Here is a 16,338-nt window from a genome sequence, read left to right as displayed (position 1 = left end):
TCATCACATTTCCTCCTTTTTCTTTGCGGAGCCCTTTTGCTCCACTGGTTTTATTATACCATATGCCAAGTTGGTTGTTACTACTTGAAAAATATAGCACTTTTGTCTGCTCTTTCTGTCCGAGATGATTTTGATATAATTATTATATGTCTAATCAAACAACAAAAAGAATAAAGGAGATAGAGGAGGAGATGCAGATCCCTGGTTTTTGGGATGATAAGAAGCGAGCAGCAGAGCTTACACAGGAACTTCATGAATTAAAAAAGTCGGGTGGGGGTTCAGAGAATTATCCAGCCATATTGACTATTATCTCAGGGGCAGGGGGTGATGATGCTGAAGATTTTGCGAGGATGCTTTTTGAGATGTATTATAAATTTTTTGAAAGAGAGGGGTGGGAGGTTGCTATTATTGAAAAAAAAGAGACAGAGCACAAGGGTCTAAAAAGCGGGAAAATGGAGGTCCTAAAAAAGGGTTCTTATGCGACATTAAAAAATGAATCGGGTGTCCATCGGCTTGTTAGGGTTTCTCCTTTTAATGCAAAGAAACAGCGACACACTTCTTTCGCGCTTGTTGAAGTTATACCCAAACTTCCGCCACTCAAAGAGGTTATAATAAACCCAGAGGATGTGGAGGTGTTTCTTGCTCGTTCAAGTGGTCCTGGGGGTCAGAATGTAAACAAAAGGGAGACATCAGTTCGTATAAAACACAAAGAGACGGGCATACTGGTTCATTGTGAGGGTGAGAGGTCACAGGCAAGAAACAAAGAGTGTGCACTTGAGATTTTGCGTGGAAAACTTTTTACGCTGAAAAAAGAGCAGAGGGAAAAAGCAAAATCAAGTTACTCTTCTAAGGATGTTTCTATTGAATGGGGCAATCAGATAAGGTCTTATGTTCTCCATCCTTACAAAATGGTGAAAGATCATAGGACAAATTATGAAGAGAGGTTTCCAGAAAAAGTGTTTGATGGGCATATAGGGTGTTTTCTAAAAAACAAAAATGATTAAAAGACGCAGATACAAAAAAATACAAACGGTGGGCAAGGTCATTTTCTCGTTTGTGATTGCGTTGCTGATTTTTTTTCTATACTATTTCTTTTTTAATATCATAAGTGGTGAGAGAGCGGCATATCATTCTAAAGACAAGACAGAGGATGTGGCGAATGATGAAAAAACACTACCAATAAAAGTAATTCATTTGGAAACTCCAGATGAGGTAAGGTCAATTTATGCGACTGCTTGTGCTGTTGCGACGCCAAGTTTCAGAAAGAGGATTAAACACATATTAGACACAACTGATATAAATTCAATAGTTATTGATGTGAAAGACTTTTCTGGGACAGTTCAGTTTATTCCTCACAACAAGCCGCATAAAACAAAAGACGCTGATGGTTGTGTTATTAAAAATTTGAGGGAGTATCTGCACGAACTTCACGAAAGGGGGATATATACTATCGCAAGGGTTACTGTGTTTCAAGACCCATACTTTGCGACTCGCAACCCTCACCTTGCGGTTCAGAAAGAGTCTGACAAAAGTGTATGGAAGGACAACAAGGGGCTTTCTTTTGTAGATCCGCTTGCTGCTGTCTTTTGGCAATACATAGTTGAGATAGCGGTTGATGCATACAATGAAGGTTTTGATGAAATAAATTTTGACTATATAAGATTTCCATCAGATGGTGATTTGAGTGATGTGTATTATCCGCTTTCAGAGAGTAGGGTTTCCCAAGACCCTGACTTTGGAAAGGCAGAAGTGATAGAAGATTTTTTCAAGTATATAAATGATGAAATGAGAAAGAAAAGAAACATCCCTACATCTGCAGATATATTTGGTCAGGCAGCGGTCAATACTGACGACTTAAACATTGGTCAGGTTCTTGAAAAGGCGTTGCCTTATTTTGATGCGATAGCGCTTATGTTGTATCCATCACACTTCTTACCAAACTTTGCCGGTATCCCAGATCCGAACAGACAACCTGGTAAAGTGATTGAGCATTCACTGTCGGTCGCAAAGATAAGAGCAGTTGAAGCAGGTTATGGGGCAAAGAACCTTCGTTCTTGGGTTCAAGATTTTGATTATCCAGTTGCATACGGCAAAGATAAAGTCGTTGCACAAATAGATGCGATTGATGATGCGAGTGTTGGAGGTTTTATGGTTTGGGATCCGTCAGTCCGATACACGCCTACGGCTTTTGCGGGTTCGCAAAAGGTGAATAAAAAGGGCGTTGAAAATTGATGGCGTGGGGTATATAATTACTTTTATATGATTTTTTCAGGTGCCGAAGAAAGGATTACATACATAGGAGAGACCCAAACCCGAGGTCGCTTGCAAAAGTTCGGCATAAAAGCAAAGGACAGGGCAACGCACATGTATGTCATAGGGAAGAGTGGAATGGGAAAATCAACTCTTCTTGAGAATATGGCAACTCAAGACATAAACAACGGCGAGGGGCTTATGCTTATAGATCCTCACGGAGCCAGTGTTGAGACATTGCTTGATATCATACCAGAGAGAAGGGTTGATGATGTGGTTTATTTTGCACCTTTTGATACTGATTATCCAATAGGGTTTAATATAATGGAAGATGTGGGTTATGAGAAAAGACATCTTGTTATGTCTGGTCTTTTAAGCGCTTTCAAGAAAATATGGGAAGAATCTCAGTGGTCATCTCGTATGGAATATCTTTTGAGCAACACAATTCTTGCTTTGCTGGAATACCCCGACTCAACGATAATTGATGTTGGAAGGATGTATTCTGATAAAATATTTCGAAAAGATGTTATATCTCAGATTAAGGACCCACAAGTAAAAAAATACTGGGTTCAGGATTTTGCAAGTTACACGGATAGATATGCCGCTGAGGCAACGCCAGCAATTCAAAACAAGATTGGGCAGTTCGTGGCAAATCCTCTCATAAGAAACATAGTCGCACAAAAGAAGTCTACCTTTGACCTTCGTGAAATAATTGATAACAGAAAAATATTTCTTGTTAATATATCAAAGGGGCAGATAGGTGAGGTTAACGCTTCTCTTTTGGGTAGCATGCTTACCACGAAACTTTATCTCGCTGCTCTTTCAAGGGCAGAAACATCACCGAGTGAAATGAAAAAACTTCCGCGATTTTTCTTTTATGTTGATGAGTTTCAGTCCATAGCCAACGGCTCTTTCACAGACATCTTGGCAGAGGCAAGAAAGTATAAACTCTCTTTGATAATCGCACATCAGTTTGTTGGGCAGATGGAGGATGAGATACGCGATGCTGTCTTAGGAAATGTTGGAACGATAGTGAGTTTTAGGATAGGACCGCTTGATGCAGAACTTCTTGAAAAAGCGTTCGCCAATCAGGTGTTACAGGAAGACCTGATTAATCTTGGATTTAAAGAGATATACACATCCATAAGCATAGATGGCGTGGCGACAGATCCGTTTTACGCTGAAACACTCCCACCTATTGAGTCAGATCAAGAGTCTTTTCGTGATAGAATTTTATTTGCATCTCGTGAAAAATACGCGAGAAGGAGAGAGGAGATAGAGAAAGATATAATGGTAAAAATAGAGATGGATATGAAACAAGCGGGGGCTCTTGGCGGACAAGGGGGCAAAGGCAAAAAGGGTTCATTTGGTGGTGGCGGTGTTGGTGGCAATCATGGCAGTGGTGGCGGTGGTCGACCAAAGGATAAAAATGGTAGTAATATAAACATACCACCAAAAGAAAAATCATTAAAAAATCTTCTTACGGATATTAAGAAAGAAGGAGAACAAAACCAAGAGTATGTGAAAAAACACAAGGAAGAGGTCTCCAAGATTAAAAAGGGCGAGATACCGCCAGGTCCAGAAGAAAAAGGGGAAAAAGATGAAGGGTGGGAATCAATATCATCTTTATTAAAAAAAACACAAAGAGAAAATGATAAATAAAGTAACTTCAATAGTATTATTAAACTTCTTGTTGCTTGCGGTGATGATGCCGCAATCTGTTTTTGCAGCAATTAGGATAACCGAGGTGATGTATAATCCTGAGGGTTCAGACGCTGGCAAGGAGTGGATTGAAATAACAAACGATGGCAGTAATGCGGTTGTTATTTCTGGTTTGCGTCTTGAATACACCACAAGCACTGACCCACGCAACATACCCATAAACGAACACACAGGAGGTGGCTCTATCTCGGCAGGGGAAACCGCGATAATAGCGCAGAGAGCAGATGAGTTTCTTAACATTGACGGCAAGTCGTATAGTGGAAAAATATTTGAAAGTCGTTCGTTAAGTCTTCCACAAAGAGACGATTTTGAGAAAACAATATCAATAAAAGTAAAAGACAGTCCTACAACAATTGCAACCATAACATACAACCCATCTTTAGGGGCAAATGGTGATGGCAATTCACTTCATTTTCCATCAAGTAGATCTTCCTACGCAGACTCTCCCAACCCAGGGACATTGCCATCAAGAAGTTCTTCGCCATCTTCTGGCTCAAGTTCAAGCGGTGGTTCATCATCAGGTGGCGGTGGGTCAAGCACTTCACAGCGTCAGCCAAAATCTTTATTTATTGATGAAATTTCAATAACAACAAAACCAAAGTATGCATTTACGCGATTGCCCATAGAGTTGAGCGTGGAAGCGCTTGATAACAACGGCAATAAATTAAAAAACCTATCTTATGTTTGGAATTTTGGTGATGGAAAAACTAACAAAGACAATCATGTAAAACACAAATATTCAATAGAGGGCAGTTATGAAATTGTCGCCATGACGACTTATCGTAGTAGGGAGATTATCGCAAGAAAGACAATTGATGTCGTAAAACCAGATTTTAATATCAGTCCTGCCGCAGAATATGTTGAAATACAGAACAACCACAATTTTTCTGTTAATGTTGGTGGCTGGCGTATTGTAAGCGAAGACAAATCATTTGTGTTTCCACCGTTGTCAATGATTACATCAAAGGGAAAAGTCCGCATTGATCACAACACACTTAACTTTTCTTTTTCAGAAAATGAATACCAACTAACTTATCCAAACGGCACAATAGTTGCAACATCATCAAAAGAAACTAAAGAAAAGGAACCTGTCGTCACTCCACCTCCTGCGACCACAACCATACCACCAGCGTCACCAGCATCACCGACAACGCCAACAACGGTAGTGCCTGCCGTCTCGCCAACACCTCCTTCTAATCAAGTAGCTAATAGGGAAGTAGCACAACCACAGCAGAGCGAAGAAAAACCATTTAACCTTTTACTTTGGATTGTTATAATAATTGCTTTGGTATTTGTCGCTTTGATTCCCATATTTACAATTCTTTTGCGGACAAGGTTGGAAAACATAAGCGAAAAAGAACGACTCCAAAAAATCAGCAACAAAATGAAAATTGAAGAAGTTGAGGGGTAGGGGAGACTTATTCTCCATTTATACTTTGATAATTATATATTTTTTTCTATAGTGTCTATTATATTTTTAATATCTTCATTATGTTGAGAAGAAGATATGGCAAAAATCTTTATTACATCAATAATAAAATTATTTTTATTTCTCTTTATTTCAAGTGTCACTTGCTCGTTTTGTTCTGCTTCTCTAACTATTAAACCCTTTTTCTCCTCAAATCTTGTTATTGGTATACATAAGAAAAGCATTGCCTGAACCCCAATTGCTTTTTGTTTTCTATCAATTTTAACCTCAATGGAATATTCATCTTTATTTTGAAAATATAGCAATAATGGATAATGTTCCATAAACAAATCAAAATTTACCCCCATTAGAGACATTTGCTTTTGTTCTTCTCTTTTTATATTGAACCTCTCTTCAATAAATGCTGTTTCAATTCTTGCTTTTTCAACGAATTTTTTTAACTCTTTGAATTCTTCTTTTGTAACCAAGTTATTTTTTATAGCATCAATTAAATATTCACTCAATTCAAAAGTATATTTTGTTTCCCCTTTTCTTTGAAAGCTAAATTTGGATTTGCTAAGTTTTTTCTCTTTTGTATCATAGCCAATCTGCCATTCAATATAATTATCTTGTGTCAATTTATTTTGTCTTGTGGCAAAGGGAATACCATAATCCTTTTTATCTTTACGATATTTGACTCTTGCTTTTCCAGTATGTTTTGTTAGTGGTAGGGATATCTTTATCATATTTTTTTATGCAAAACATTCAGGATTTCATTTTTGCTTAATGATCGAACTCCAGCAGTATTATTTATTATATGAGAAAAATCTGTCTCCTTTAATTTATCAATTACATCATTTCTTAATGCTCTACAAAAATAATTTGATTGAATACTGTATTTGCTATAATCTTTATCAATAAAAACCTTTCCTGTATTTCCTCCCACTCTTCTTATTGCAAATTCTGCTTTATCTGGTGTTGTATATTCAATAAAAGTATTTTCTAAATCCTCGTATACCCTTTTTACCCCCCTTTTTACCCATATTTGAAAAATGGATGGTACATCGTGTTCTTTGTTATCAACCAAGAAAGACCTTTTTGGCAAATCTTCTTCATAAACTACGTGAAAATTTAAATTCAATTTTTTTTGTATACTTTCTTTTCTAAATGTCTTTGGCAATATAAATACTATGTGAGTTGCCACCTCACTTGCTTTATTGAAAAATTTTATAGCCAAACTGCTTGCAAAACCAAATGGTGGGTTTCCTATAAATATAGCATTTTTAATATTTTCTTTTTCAAAATCTATCTCTAAAAAATCCCTTTGCCTTGCTTTTGTCTTTGGGTTTATATCAAAAGCAACAATCTCTTTTGTAGTATATTTTTTCATAGGTTTTATAAATGAGCCATTGCCAACAGAAGGTTCAACAAATATAGTATTCTTGTCAACTTTTCCTATTTTTTCAAAAAAAGTTTTAACAACATACTCTGCAATTTGTGGTTTAGTAAAAAATTCATCATTTCCTCCATTTATTTTTCTTTGCCTTAAATTGTTCATAGTATAAAAATTATAACAATATAATGAAGACTTTTGTGAAAAAATCACAAGAAGTTTGGGCATCCTATCAATCCGTGGATTAGGGCTGCTGGGCAAGGACTCGAACCTTGATTACTTGGGCCAGAACCAAGCGTCCTACCATTAGATGACCCATTTCTTGCTCTACATTATAGCACTCTCTGGTCTTGCGACACTTGTCCAGCTTTTGGCAAACCTCACGGGTTGGAAGGCAGAGCGAAACAAACAAAAAGTCCTCAAAAAAGAGTTGGGGAGACTTATAAATGAGGATTTTTAGTGTATAAAGATTTTCCCTGTTTTTGTAACACTAATCATTTGTCCATCTTTGAGAATGTTTTTTGCATTTTTAACGCCTATCACACAGGACTTTTTCCACTCTCTTGCGTGTATTGCAGCGTGTGACAATTCTCCTCCATTCTCAACCACCACACCATTTGATTCCTCAACCAACTTGTAATATTCTGGTCCAAACGAAGACGCGACAAGAATAGATCCTTTGTGAAACTTTTTCATATCTCTTACAGACCTTAATATGCAGACACGACCTTTTACATCTTTAGGATAAATTGGGTTGCCGTGCAACACTTTTACCCCTTTTATATTTTGCTTTTCAAAAGACATATTAAGTTTTTTAAGATGTCGTTGGACATCTTTACTGGAAACTATAGACCCATCTATAAAATACATAGTTTTTTTCATCTCTTTTGTCTTATTCTCCTTAAACATATCAAGAGTTGATGTCATCAGTGCTTTTCTCTGATTATTTTTTAGGGATTGTATAAATGGTGCTACGATATCCATATCAACATCCGAATATTTTTCAAGAAACTTTCTGTGTTTTATCGCCATCTTATTCTCTCTTTTTCCCACTTCAGGGTTTAGTGCAAAAGAGTGTGTTAGGGAATAGAGTGGTGTGAATTTCTCCACCACCCTCATATAACGCAAAAACTCCGACTTATTTGTCACCAACCTCTTCTTGTCCAAATAATCTTTATTTTCGAGAATCATATTTTTCATATCCTTGTATAGAATTTTATGGAGCCACCTTTTATCTTCCTTCGCTCTGCTTATCACCAGTCCTATATATGCCTTGAATTCCTTTTGGTCTATATATTTTGTTATCATTTTCTTTTTTGGGTTGTATTTCAAAACACAGGATTTCAGGTAAAATCCATTAAATTCTTTCTCAAGAAACTCATTCATTGACTTTAACAGATGGTGGTCTAATATGAATAAATCTGCATATTCTCGAACCTCTTCCAGTACATACATCTTGTTTGGGAATTTGGTTATAGGACGAGACTGAAAAATATAGAGCTTGTCTCCTATAAACGCCCATTCCACATCTTGGGGACATCCAAAAAGTTTCTGGAGATTATCTCCAGCCCTCTTAAGACGGGAGATTTTTTTGGGCGATATTAATTTTCCGTCATATATGACACGATTCCGAACAATTTCGCACACCTCGGGAGTTGTCTTTCCTGATACAATTCTGCTGACCCCGCCCTTCGCCAGCTCTATCCTTACATCACCCCTTCCGTTATCAGTGAACATAACACCAGATATATCGGGTTTTTTCATCTCCTGTATCACCACTGCCATCCCATCTCTACCCCCAACAACCTCCTTTATCTTACTGATAAGTTTAGATCTACCTACATTTGTTATGGAATTAAAAACCCCAGCATAACTTCTAGTTTTTTCATCCTCACTAGAGAATGATGATCTGACTATAACCTTGTCCGTGCCAAGCTGGTCAAATTCTTTTAGAACCTTTTCCTGCATCTGCTCCAGTGGATATTTAGTAGGCACAATAAAACCACTTGCAACATTGTGTCCTGCGATTTTAATTTTTTGTAAACAATAGCCCTTGTTACAAACATCACGCCTACGGGATATTTTACTGAGCGAGTGAAGTCTCATTATAATTATTATACATCAATATATGTATAATGTAAAATATAATTATTGCTGCTGGGCAAGGACTCGAACCTTGATTACTTGGGCCAGAACCAAGCGTCCTACCATTAGACGACCCAGCAATTAATCTATTGTATCAAATTATCCTCTAAAATGATAAACTGGTATTTAATGAATAAGCAGATTTCCAAATCGGAATATATGATGTTTCTGAAACACCCTGCGTGGCTTTGGCTTAAAAAGTTTGATAAAGATAAGATTCCGCCACCAGATGAAAATTTATTGTCGCTTTTTCGTGAGGGTCAGAGGTTTGAAAAAGTTGCAGAGCAGATGTTTTCTTCTGCCACAAAGCTTGGTTTCAGTGATTTTGGTGAATATAAAAGACTTACAGGCAAAACAGGTCAAGCAATCCGAGACGGAGCAAAGGTCATCCTACAAGCGCGTTTTGAAGCGCCATTTGAAAAAGAGGGGAGTATAACCTGTATATCAGATGTAGTAGAAAGAGTGGAAGACAATACATTTAATCTGTATGAAATAAAGTCAAGCACATCTCTAAAGCAAGACCACATAAAAGATCTTGCATTTCAAAAAGCAGTTCTTGATAGAGTGGGCATAGATGTCTTCAAGGTGTATGTGATATATGTAAACAATCAATACACAAGAAATGGTGAGATAGACCCAAAAGAAATTTCTTCTATAGATGATATAACAAGAGATGTGTCAGAACTTAAAGAAGAGACAGAAGATAAAATAAGAAGTGCTTTCAAAATCTTAAACGAAGAGACAAAGCCCGATTTCTCACCGAAGCTTGCAGAGCAGGTGGCATTAAAAGAATGGCTGGATATTTGTGAAAACATTTACGGAAAGATACCAAAAGAAAGTTGCTACAATTTGTGTAGACTGAAAGTAGATCAGTTAAGCGAGTTTGAAAAATTGGGAATAAAAAAAATAAAAGAAATTCCAGATGACTTTGATCTTAATTCGTACCAACAGAGACAGGTTGTTATAACAAAGAAGGGGGGGAGGGAGATAGACACGGAAAACATAAAAAATTTTCTCTCAAACATAAAATACCCGTTATATTTCCTTGATTATGAGACTTTTTCAAAAGTAATACCGCCTTTTGATGGTCTTAGACCATATCAGCAGATACCTTTTCAATATTCACTACATATCATAAATAAACCTGGTGAGGACTTGGTTCATAAAGAGTATTTACACAAAGAAAATAGTCTATCAATTGAACCCCTTGTTCAACAATTAAAAAATGATTTGGGGGAAGAGGGTAGCATTGTGGTGTGGTACCAGACATTTGAGAAAGGGTGTAATACGCTTATGTCTGAGTTTGTCCCTGCAGAGAAAAATTATTTAAAAAGTGTTAATGAAAGAATAGTGGATCTTATGATTCCATTTTCAAATGGCTATGTGTCAGATGCGGAGTTTTTCGGCAGTTCTTCCATAAAGAATGTTCTTCCGGTTATCATCCCAGAGTTGTCATATAAAAAACTCAATATACAGGAAGGCGCTTCCGCACAGAGAATTTGGGCAGAAATTGTGTTGGACGGAAAAAACCCTACAAAGAGGGAATCTTTATTCAACGATTTATCAAAATATTGTGAGCTTGATACGCTTGCTATGGTAAAGATATTTGAGAAGCTGGATTATTACACAAAACAAAATTGATTTTTTATCACATATCACCTTTTTTGTAGTATAAATATTATTAGGCGTTCTTTATACGCAAAAAGGAGGAAGTGTTATGGAAGCAGTAGCGGGTGAACTAACCCAAATGTTCGGACAAGTGACTCTTAGTTTGCCAGAAGGTGGGCAGTCGCTTTTCCTTAAGGGTGGAGTGGGAGGTACGACTCTTGAGGGATGTGCCGGAAGGAAGGATTCTTCGCTAGATTCTGATCCTTGCGAAAATACACCACAGCATTCTCTCGGCAAACTGGACCCCCACTCAACTACTCTTTATCTTTGTGAAAAGTGTCTTCAAACCTTTTTTGCAAAGGTAGAAGGAGAAGGAGAGGCCAAAGCCAACGAGTGGCTCTCACTCTTTGATAGAATCAAAGAAGACAAAAGTGGGCTAACAGTCTACTAGCCTCTGTTTTCCCCCCAAAAGGGAAAACAGAGGCTCTTATTTTTTTATATCTCATCTATAAAAGAGAATGTCGCAATAACAGGCAAGTGGTCGGAGCCATTGCCCACTTCTTTCAGAGTTCTTTCATTTATTAAAGACAGTTCGTCAGGATCATAAAGTATATGGTCAATCCTAATTTTTGCATTTGAAGAAGGGTAGGTAAAGTCATCCTCCTCAAATATTTTTTTGGTTATCACAATCTCATCCGAGTCAAAGAATGCATCAAGCGTTGTGTTTCCCTTGTCGTCCCGTATGTCGTTGTTAAAATCGCCAAGCAAGATAACAGCCCCTTTGTCTTTGTATTCTCTGTAAATTTCAAGGACTTCTTTTGATTGCACAATTGCACCATCAGCAGAGAACGCATCAAGGTGTATGTTTATAACAAACAATGGATAAGACCTCCCAACATCCAACTCAACAACTTGAGCCAAGCGATCAAAATAAAAACTATCACGAAGGGGTAGTTGTTTTGGTCGGGTAAGTTTTATTGATTTGTGATTGACTATTTTAAATTTTGAAAAAATTGCCTGTCCGGAAATTGTTCTTCCAAACCAACGGCTCGGTTTCGTGATTGGGTAGGGGATAAAATTCTTATTCCAATTTACAGCAAAAGCAGAATACGGTGATGAGAGCGCATCGGCAACCTCATCCACTTGGTCTATATCTTGCGACCTTTTTGAGTCCCTATCAATCTCCTGTGTGGCAAGTATGTCTATCTCAAAATCTTTTAATATCTCTTTCGTTTCCTCAATGATAATGTCGGGAGTGCGTTTTTCCTCAATAAAACCAACACTTTTATCTACCGCAAGCCCCTCATTTGCAAACCCTGAAAAATAACCAACATTATAGGTCACGATATTAAAAACATCCCCCTCTTTTGCCACTTCAAATTCTTTTTTATGAGCCACCACTTCGCCTTCTTTTAGGGCATCTCCGCTTGCCCAAAAGAACCAAAGAAAAAACAATAAAATGACTATTAATAAATACCTAAACATAACACTATATTACCATAACTGGATATTGCTTGATTGACGATATGTTGTATAATAAAGTTACATTAGTAAGTATTAACAAAAATAATAACTATATGGAAACACAACAGCAAACGCCTACAGTGACTACTGATAAAGTAAAACTATTTAAGAGATTTTTGATTGCAGATGTTTTAATTCTGATTGCTCTTGTACTAACAAATACTTTAGGAGATTCAATGTATGAAACAGCAGCGCCAGCTGTTGATATGCTTGAGATTGGTTCTCTTGAAATATCTTTGTTTCTTGCAAACCTTGCTCTCATCATTTTTCTATTCTTTGGGTATCTTGGTTATGTTCTTGGTCTAAAGAATTGGGGAAGAGTGTCATACACAATCGGGTTTGCTGTCTTCATTGTATTGGCTTCCATTTCCTCCCACTACACAAATTCTTTTCTGATTGAAAATCCAGAAATTCTTATGGACTTGGATAACACAAGTTCCTCGCCTGCTTTTGTAACAGCACTTGGTCTTGTGAAGACATCCTTGAGCGCCATTTTGGTTTTTATGTCTTGGTCTACAATTAAAGACAAATTCAGATAGGATTCGCAGTATACAAAATAAAATTAATAGTATAATTTGTTGTATATATGGATGACAAAGAAGAGGAACTTGTATTATCCAAGCGCTTATTAAACAAAAACCTAACTTAAGATATGTCATTGTTTTTCGCTTTCAAAAATATTACACAAGAGCAAAGAGAGTCAACGATAAAGACCCTCATCACATACAGCACGCCCGACCAGGACTTCTTTATAGCCCTTGTTCTTTCAACGGTGATGGCAACATTTGGGCTATTGCTTGACGATCCTGTGATAATAATAGGAAGCGTTTTCATTGCTCCACTTCTTTATCCTTTTATGGCTTTGTCGCTTGGTTTCTCTCTGTCTGACTCCACCCTCATATCCCGTTCAGCAAAAACAATTTTTCGCTCTGTTGTTTTGGCTTTTGTTGTGTCTGTCGTTGTTGTTCTTTTGTTCGGTCAGATAGGTGATATTGAAAGTAGTGAAATAATCGCAAGAAACAGTGCATCACTACTTTACTTCTTTACAGCAATAATCGCTTCAACTGCGGCTACCATATTCATAGTTCGTAACAAAAGAACAAATACCGCTCTTGCGAGTGCCGCAATCTCTGTATCTCTTATCCCTGTTTTATCAACATTTAGCATAGCAACGGCAACTCTAAATCTTGAGTTAATGCGTGGCTCGTTTTTGCTGTTATTGATAAACATACTTGGTGTTATTTTTGCAAGTATCATACTGTTTTCCATTTTTGATTTAAGGGAAAAGAAAAAAGTAGCAGAAAAAACAGTAATATCAGAGGAAAATCGCGTTGAAAAAGAGGCAAAGAAGGCAGAGGCACTTGAAAAGAAAGAGGACTATGTTCAAGAGAAAAAGAAAGCGCAAGATAAAAAAGAAAAGAAAGCAGAAGACAAAAAGGAAGTAGCAAAGGAAGAAAAAATTGAAAAAGCAGACGACCCAACGCCAACCACACCGCCAAAACCCCAACAAAAACCCAAAGAATGACACCGCAAAAACAAAAAGAAAGAAATGCCCGTGCAACCAAACTCATAAAAGGGCTTAATAAACTTTTTCCAGATGCAAAACTCGTGTTAAATTACAAGACACATTGGGAACTTATGGTTGCTGTTCAACTCTCAGCACAATGCACAGACAAGAAAGTTAATCAGGTTACAAAAACACTTTTTAAAAAATATCCAAAGTTTCAGGACTATATAAACGCCGACAGGGCAGAGTTTGAGAAAGACATACACTCAACTGGTTTTTATCATAACAAGACCAAAAACATTCTTGCTGCCGCTAAAATGTTAGACAAAGATTTTGGTGGTAAAATGCCGAGAAACATGAAAGAGATGCTTAAGTTGCCAGGGGTGGCGCGCAAAACTGCCAATGTCATTTTAGGCAACCTTTTCAATGTGGTTGAGGGAATCGTTGTAGACACCCATATGATCCGTTTTGCGCGCCGATTTGACCTTACGGACTACAAAGACGCAGTAAAAATAGAGAGAGATTTGATGGAGGTGATACCAAAAAAAGACTGGTTTGCTTTCACCTACAAGGTCGTTGAGTATGGAAGGTCATACGGCAACCCAAGAGGGAATAAAGACCTACACCAGAAAGACCCATTAACAAAAATCTACCCAAAAGCAAAAAATTTCTGGCCTTAATTTCTGTCACAACCTTAACCAACCCCCACTCACTCAATTAAATTAAACAGTAAATATAGTTGGAATTATAAGAGGTCGTTTGGTTGTTTTTTGGAACAAAAAGTCCTCCAAATCGTGTGAAAGATTTTTCTTTACTACATCAAGGTTGATAGGGTACATATTCTTTATGGTCTTCTCAACCGATTTTTTAATCAACACCCTTGATTCCTGCAATAGAGTTTGTGATTCTCTCAAATACACAAAACCTCGTGAAATTATGTCAGGAGATTTTTTCAGTTTTCTTGTTCTCTGATTGATGATAATAATTGTGGTAAATATCCCATCTGCTGCAAGCATGGTCCTGTCTCTTATAACCATGTCTTGTATGTCTCCAATTGTCAGACCGTCAACTGTTGTCATTGCTGATGGCATTTTTTCTTTTAGAATCTTACCCTTAACTTTGCTACCACTTTTTGTGAACTCTACTATTGACCCGTTGTCTGGGATAAATATGTTTTCCTCTGGAATTCCTACCACTTTTCCTATTTCTGCGTGAACTCTAAGCATATAATGATGACCGTGTACAGGAATAAAGAATTCAGGGTCCATTTTTTTATGTATCCACTCAAGCTCTGCTCTGTTGGCATGCCCACTTGCATGAACATCACTCGTGTTGTAAGTGATTATCTTTGAGCCCTGCCTTGAAAGGTTGTCTTTAAGGATCTGAACAGCAACCTCATTTCCAGGAACAACGGAAGAGGAGAGCACTATCGTGTCGTCTTTTTCAAGTCGGATGTGTTTGTGGGTTTTGTTTGAAACGCGCATAAGAACTGCGTATCTGTCGGCTTGTGCTCCGGTCGCCAATATCACAATTTTATTTTTAGGATAATCACCCATTTTTTCAATAGGTATAAATGTCCCTTTTTTAACTTTTAGGTATCCTGTTTCTTGAACTATTGCGACATTTGTTTTTAAGCTACGACCATCAACAATAACTTTTTTATTGCAGTGCTCAACGGCTCTTATTATGTTTGAAACCCGTTCAAGTTGAGATGCAAAGGTTCCCATTATCAACCGTCCCTTTGTGTTTTTAATTATTTCAGCAAGGTTTTTGTCAATTAATTTCTCTGGAAGTGAAAAGCCTGGGTTTTCTGCGTTTGTGGAGTCCGCGAGTGAAACGAGGACCTTGTCTTTCTTGAACCTTGAATACTCTTTTACTTCGTGATCAGCGACCACACCATCCGTATGGTCAAGTTTTACATCACCAGTATACACAACATTTCCAAGTGGCGTGTTGATTATTATTCCCATAGAATCGGGAATTGTGTGCGTGACAGAGAAGAATTTTATAACAAAGTTTTCACCCAACTCTATAACGCTGTCCGCCTGAACATCGTTGTAATCAAGTGGTTTGTGTCCTATGACTTCTTCTTGTCGCCTTTTTATAAATATATTGGTTAGGTTTCTTGAATAAATAGGGGGGTAGCCAAGCCTCTCAGCAAGAAACATTATCCCGCCTATGTGGTCTAAGTGTCCGTGGGTGATAAGCATCGCCTTTATCTTGTCTTTGTTTTCTTCAAGGTATCTTATATTAGGAAGAACATAATCTATACCAGGAGCGCTTGGGACACTAAACTGACATCCACAATCCACTATCACAATCTCATCACCACATTGAACGGCAGACATGTTTCTGCCAATCTCTTCCACTCCGCCGAAAAACAATATGCGAACATCACCTTTTGCTATGGGCGGTATTTTTTTAATCAAGTCTTTCGACATGTGCTTCTCAGAAAGTTCAAGGTGGATATATTTTTTCTTCTGCATTATTTTTCTGCCTCTGCCTACTCTTCGGACACGATTCTCAAAAGGTTTCTTCGTGGCTATAGATGATGACCTTGATGGAGTGGTTGAAGGCGTTCTCTTGGAATTTGTCATACCCCATTTGTGCTCACTACCTGTGTTTGCCACAGAACGAACACCACCGACCCTTTTTCTTTTTATGTCGGAACTTGAAAAATATGAACTTGTCTTTGCGTTTGTTTTTGACTCCCTTTCCTTATCAGAGGAAGAGGAAGTACTTTTTCTGTAAACCATAATTTTCGTTAACTATATATAAATT

The 16,338-nt window shown here is 37.5% G+C and carries 14 protein-coding genes and 2 tRNA genes; 9 read left to right on the top strand and 7 right to left on the bottom strand.

Annotated features, from left to right (window positions below):
• The first annotated feature begins 146 nt into the window (after nucleotides 1–146).
• Genes OXU73_01255 through OXU73_01240 form a run of 4 tightly spaced genes read left to right on the top strand, consistent with a single transcriptional unit; the run spans nucleotide 147 to nucleotide 5,383 of the window.
• Nucleotides 147–1,004 (top strand): PCRF domain-containing protein, encoded by an 858-nt coding sequence (locus tag OXU73_01255; protein MDD9867941.1) that lies wholly within the window; start codon nucleotides 147–149, stop codon nucleotides 1,002–1,004.
• Nucleotides 997–2,232, top strand: coding sequence for a hypothetical protein (locus tag OXU73_01250; GenBank protein MDD9867940.1), 1,236 nt, complete (start codon nucleotides 997–999; stop codon nucleotides 2,230–2,232). The genes OXU73_01255 and OXU73_01250 overlap by 8 nt, the downstream gene beginning before the upstream one ends.
• A gap of 27 nt (nucleotides 2,233–2,259) precedes the next feature.
• Nucleotides 2,260–3,912 carry a type IV secretion system DNA-binding domain-containing protein gene (locus OXU73_01245; GenBank protein ID MDD9867939.1) on the top strand — a complete coding sequence of 551 codons (1,653 nt, stop codon included), beginning with the start codon at nucleotides 2,260–2,262 and terminating at the stop codon, nucleotides 3,910–3,912.
• Nucleotides 3,902–5,383, top strand: coding sequence for a lamin tail domain-containing protein (locus tag OXU73_01240; GenBank protein ID MDD9867938.1), 1,482 nt, complete (start codon nucleotides 3,902–3,904; stop codon nucleotides 5,381–5,383). The genes OXU73_01245 and OXU73_01240 overlap by 11 nt, the downstream gene beginning before the upstream one ends.
• A 32-nt stretch (nucleotides 5,384–5,415) precedes the next feature.
• On the opposite strand, the gene OXU73_01235 is transcribed toward OXU73_01240, so the two are convergent.
• The 5 genes from OXU73_01235 to OXU73_01215 form a co-directional block, all read right to left on the bottom strand.
• Nucleotides 5,416–6,126 carry a R.Pab1 family restriction endonuclease gene (locus tag OXU73_01235; protein ID MDD9867937.1) on the bottom strand — a complete coding sequence of 237 codons (711 nt, stop codon included), beginning with the start codon at nucleotides 6,124–6,126 and terminating at the stop codon, nucleotides 5,416–5,418.
• Entirely contained in the window at nucleotides 6,123–6,938 is an 816-nt protein-coding gene (locus OXU73_01230; GenBank protein MDD9867936.1) for a hypothetical protein, read from the bottom strand. Before OXU73_01230 ends, OXU73_01235 begins: the two co-directional genes overlap by 4 nt.
• Before the next feature lie 88 nt (nucleotides 6,939–7,026).
• Nucleotides 7,027–7,094, bottom strand: a tRNA-Gln gene (locus tag OXU73_01225).
• 135 nt (nucleotides 7,095–7,229) lie between these two features.
• Nucleotides 7,230–8,879, bottom strand: a complete 1,650-nt coding sequence (locus OXU73_01220) for a PEP-utilizing enzyme (protein ID MDD9867935.1) — start codon at nucleotides 8,877–8,879, stop codon at nucleotides 7,230–7,232.
• A gap of 48 nt (nucleotides 8,880–8,927) precedes the next feature.
• A tRNA-Gln gene (locus OXU73_01215) sits at nucleotides 8,928–8,998 on the bottom strand.
• Nucleotides 8,999–9,047: 49 nt separating this feature from the next.
• Here OXU73_01215 and OXU73_01210 point away from each other — a divergent pair.
• Nucleotides 9,048–10,559 carry a DUF2779 domain-containing protein gene (locus OXU73_01210; protein MDD9867934.1) on the top strand — a complete coding sequence of 504 codons (1,512 nt, stop codon included), beginning with the start codon at nucleotides 9,048–9,050 and terminating at the stop codon, nucleotides 10,557–10,559.
• Nucleotides 10,560–10,635: 76 nt separating this feature from the next.
• Nucleotides 10,636–10,977 carry a hypothetical protein gene (locus tag OXU73_01205; GenBank protein MDD9867933.1) on the top strand — a complete coding sequence of 114 codons (342 nt, stop codon included), beginning with the start codon at nucleotides 10,636–10,638 and terminating at the stop codon, nucleotides 10,975–10,977.
• Between the two features lie 44 nt (nucleotides 10,978–11,021).
• On the opposite strand, the gene OXU73_01200 is transcribed toward OXU73_01205, so the two are convergent.
• Complete coding sequence (locus OXU73_01200; protein MDD9867932.1) at nucleotides 11,022–12,011, bottom strand: endonuclease/exonuclease/phosphatase family protein; 990 nt, start codon at nucleotides 12,009–12,011, stop codon at nucleotides 11,022–11,024.
• Nucleotides 12,012–12,052: 41 nt separating this feature from the next.
• On the opposite strand from OXU73_01200, the gene OXU73_01195 reads away from it, so the two are divergent.
• The 3 genes from OXU73_01195 to OXU73_01185 all read left to right on the top strand — a co-directional run bounded on the left by OXU73_01195 (nucleotide 12,053) and on the right by OXU73_01185 (nucleotide 14,237).
• Nucleotides 12,053–12,589: a hypothetical protein gene (locus OXU73_01195; protein ID MDD9867931.1), complete on the top strand. Its 537-nt coding sequence runs from the start codon at nucleotides 12,053–12,055 to the stop codon at nucleotides 12,587–12,589.
• Between the two features lie 113 nt (nucleotides 12,590–12,702).
• Nucleotides 12,703–13,575, top strand: a complete 873-nt coding sequence (locus OXU73_01190; protein MDD9867930.1) for a DUF389 domain-containing protein — start codon at nucleotides 12,703–12,705, stop codon at nucleotides 13,573–13,575.
• The gene (locus tag OXU73_01185) at nucleotides 13,572–14,237 is read left to right on the top strand and encodes an endonuclease III (GenBank protein ID MDD9867929.1); all 666 of its coding nucleotides are present in this window, start codon (nucleotides 13,572–13,574) and stop codon (nucleotides 14,235–14,237) included. Before OXU73_01190 ends, OXU73_01185 begins: the two co-directional genes overlap by 4 nt.
• Before the next feature lie 42 nt (nucleotides 14,238–14,279).
• Here OXU73_01185 and OXU73_01180 read toward each other — a convergent pair whose 3' ends face one another.
• Complete coding sequence (locus OXU73_01180) at nucleotides 14,280–16,313, bottom strand: ribonuclease J (protein MDD9867928.1); 2,034 nt, start codon at nucleotides 16,311–16,313, stop codon at nucleotides 14,280–14,282.
• Nucleotides 16,314–16,338 lie beyond the last annotated feature (25 nt).

The sequence above is a fragment of the Candidatus Campbellbacteria bacterium genome (assembly GCA_028817035.1).
In the GTDB taxonomy this organism is placed as follows: Bacteria; Patescibacteriota; Minisyncoccia; order Phycocordibacterales; family JABAAK01; genus JAPPQH01.
The sequence above is the reverse complement of the archived record's forward strand: the minus strand, read 5'-3'. Positions and strand labels throughout refer to the sequence as shown.